The sequence below is a fragment of the Gordonia sp. (in: high G+C Gram-positive bacteria) genome (assembly GCF_012515855.1).
In the GTDB taxonomy this organism is placed as follows: domain Bacteria; phylum Actinomycetota; class Actinomycetes; order Mycobacteriales; family Mycobacteriaceae; genus Gordonia.
The window spans coordinates 1-2,849 of record NZ_JAAYXO010000198.1; the positions used below are offsets into that span (position 1 = coordinate 1).

The following is a 2,849-nucleotide window of genomic DNA, read 5'->3' on the forward strand; positions in this document are numbered from 1 at the left end:
CCTTCAACGTCGACCACGCGCGCGCCGTCTTGACCGTTCCGAAGAAGAGCGGCTCGCCGCTGCCGGTCGGAGTGATCGCGACCCCGACGCGTCCGGGGATCGCCTTGGTGATGCTCTTGGACGCCTTCCCGAAGCTCTTGTTCAGATCCACCCCCGGCGGGGGCAGGCCTGGGAGGCCCGGCATCGCCGGGAGTGGCGGCAGCACGTTCGGCAGAGGCAACGGCCCCGCCTGCGCCACTCCGGCACCAGCGATCGTCACCGCAACCGCGGCCGCGACAGTTCCAACCACTCGCCCCACACGCAACATCTGCACCTCTAGTCACATAGACAACCCATGTGACGCTAGTCCAGGTACCGAACCAACTCGAACCTCGTTCCCGAGCCGACATCCGAGCGTTGCGCGGACGTTATCGAGCGCAGGCTGGGAGGCTATCGGCACTTTCCAGCGGGCAATGAGGCGGCGTGGCGAGCGATCCAGCGGCCCACCGCGCTCAGCGCCTCGGCGCCGACCTCCATCGAACCGGCAGTGGTCTGCGCATTCATCGCGACACCGACCTGTCGCCCGTCGCGCAACGTCAACACGCCGATCTGCCGAACCAGGTAGCCGCCGTCGAGGCTCGGACCCCACCCGCCCTTGACCGCGGTCGTGCGACGCGGGACGGCCTTGAGGCCCCATTGCTGATTGCCGCCGACCCCCTCCATCAAGGTGAGCACGTTGCCCGTCCCGGGCATGCACGGAAGGTTGGCCGAGAAGGTCGCTGCGTCGCCCAGCGCCCACGTGGTCTGACCGAAGATCGAGAACTCCGGACGCAACTTCTCCGACGGCACGGTCGACGTCTTGTCGCCGCCCTCGCGCAGCACTCGCGTCACCGCCGCCGACGCCTCCGTCGGCGTGCCCAGCGACGACCACAGGGTCTCGGCGGCGGCGTTGTCGGACATCACGATCGCATCCGTCGCCGCGGGGCTCGGTCCGTTCTCGCGCTCAGCGGCGATCGCCAAGGGGACCTTGATGGTCGACCACGCCACGCGCGGCGTCTGATCGCCGAACGACATCACCTCGCCGCCGCCGACGGGAACCAGGGCCAGGCCGACGGGCGACGACAGCCCTTTGGCCATGTTGTCGAAACTGGCGGTCAACTTGGCGTCCGACATAGTGCTGCTCGCGGCGGTCGTGGGCGAAGTCGGTCTCGCTGGCGACGTCGACGCTCCCGCAGTCTCAGTCACGACGACCGTCGCCACCGTGTCAGCGGTCGAGTCGTCGGGCCCGCACGCGACCAGGGTCGCAGCGCAGAGCGCCGCCACCGACATCACCATCATCCGTCGGCCACGGTTGAGCTTCACCAGAGTCGTCCTTTGTTCCGAAACGTCGACCGCGAGCTTCTGGACGCGGCGACTCAGAAGATCACCACGACCGCGTTATTGCCACCGCGACACACCACGACACCCGTTTCCGGATTGCAGGACATCGTGTACGACATTCCCGTCGTCTGACTGCTGGCGACGACCGTCCGGGCCTCCCCCTTCGGTCCGCCCGCCAGATACGCCGCGCGCACGTTGTAGGCGAAACCGCAGGTCGTGACGCCGCCCGCGACGCCGACTTCCGAGTTGCAGTTCACCGTTCCCGGCGGGGGCACCGGCTGGACTGTCGGCTGGACCGTCGTCGTCAGCGTCGTGGTCGACGACGGCGACGCCGTGACGTCGGTGTCTCCGGCGTCGCGGAACCCGAACCAGTACACCGCCATCCCGATGAGCGCGAGGACCAGCAGTCCGATCAGCGCACCCAGAATCACCTGCGCGGTGCGGCCGCCGCGCTCCGGCTCGCCGTAGTAGGGCTGCGGCGCCCCCGGATACTGCTGCGGGTACCCCGACGCCGCCCCGTAGCCCTGTTGCCCGTAGCCCTGTTGCCCGTAGCCCTGTTGCTCATAGCTGTGGGGCCCCGAGTAGTGCTGCGGTCCCGAGAAGCTCTGCTGCGCCGACATCCCCATCGTCGACGGCTGCCCGATCATCGTCTGGTCGTGCGCCGCCCCCTTCTGCAGGTTCGGCGGCCCCTTCTGCAGGTTGGTGGTGGGTGCGGCGCCGTCGGGCCACTGGCCGTCGAGCGCACCGCGCACCGCCGCGGCGAAGGCGCCTGCCGATGCGAAGCGCGCCGCAGGATCCTTCGCGAGACCGCGCTGGACCACCGCGTCGAGCTGCGGCGACACCGACGGCGCGAAGGCGCGCGGCGACGGCACGTCGTTCATCACGGTGGCCCGCACGATCTGACTGACCGTCGCACCGGGGAACGGCGGCCGACCGGTCAGCATCTCGAAGGTGACCGCCGCCAGCGAGTAGACGTCGGAGACCGGGCTCGTCGGCACGCCGTCGAGCTGCTCGGGCGCCATGTAGGCGAGCGACCCGATCGCCGAGCCCACCTGGGTGAGCCGGGTGTCGGCGCCCTGGTGGGCGATGCCGAAATCGACCAGGTAGGCGAAATCCGACGCCGTGACGAGGATGTTCTCCGGCTTCACGTCGCGGTGCACCAGGTCGACGGCGTGTGCGGCGTCGAGCGCCTCCGCCACCTGATTCACCAGCGCCGACGCATCGGCCGACGGCATCGGGCCGGTGCGCCGAAGCCGGGACCGAAGATCCTCGCCTTCCACCAGCCGCATGTCGAGGTACAGCACGCCGTCGATCTCACCGAAGTCGTGGATCGGAATGATATGCGGCTCACCGAGTTTGGCGACGGTCTGCGCCTCGCGACGAAATCGCTCCTCGTAGGTCGCGTCACCCGCGAAACGCTCGTGCAGCAGCTTCAGCGCCACTTCGCGATCGCGCACGGTGTCGTGGGCCCGGTACACCTCGCCCATGCC

Annotated in this window: 2 protein-coding genes and 1 pseudogene; all 3 read right to left on the minus strand. The window is 69.1% G+C overall.

Annotated elements, in window-relative coordinates; all coding sequences use genetic code 11:
• A pseudogene (locus GX543_RS14240) lies at window positions 1-259 on the minus strand (hypothetical protein); the annotation flags it as partial.
• 170 nt (window positions 260-429) lie between these two features.
• Window positions 430-1,341: a hypothetical protein gene (locus GX543_RS14245; protein ID WP_290852789.1), complete on the minus strand. Its 912-nt coding sequence runs from the start codon at window positions 1,339-1,341 to the stop codon at window positions 430-432.
• A gap of 53 nt (window positions 1,342-1,394) precedes the next feature.
• On the minus strand, window positions 1,395-2,849 hold a 1,455-nt coding region (locus GX543_RS14250), incomplete at its 5' end, for a serine/threonine-protein kinase (RefSeq protein ID WP_290852791.1).